Annotated in this window: 1 protein-coding gene; it reads right to left on the bottom strand. The window is 48.9% G+C overall.

The features are described 5' to 3' along the window. Positions 1-223 (bottom strand): thiolase family protein (locus F4W09_RS17035; RefSeq protein WP_472755574.1); only part of this gene is annotated, 223 nt, incomplete at both ends.

The raw sequence follows: 223 nt of genomic DNA, 5'->3' as shown, positions 1-223 counted from the left end.
ATGAAACTGTTGTGCCACATTCTCTGCGGTTTGTGGCATGGTCTCTACACCATACATGGCTTTCAGCTTCGGATTGATAAAACGCCATCCCATGGTGGTGTCTTCAATCTTCTGGCTACGACCATAAGCCGTTTCTGATTTACCCATCACAAACGGAGCACGCGACATGCTTTCCACACCACCTGCAATGATCAGGTTTGCTTCACCCGCTTTAATCGCGCGT

Origin of the sequence: Acinetobacter tandoii (assembly GCF_008867985.1) — a bacterium.
Classification (GTDB): domain Bacteria; phylum Pseudomonadota; class Gammaproteobacteria; order Pseudomonadales; family Moraxellaceae; genus Acinetobacter; species Acinetobacter tandoii.
The sequence above is the reverse complement of the archived record's forward strand: the minus strand, read 5'-3'. Positions and strand labels throughout refer to the sequence as shown.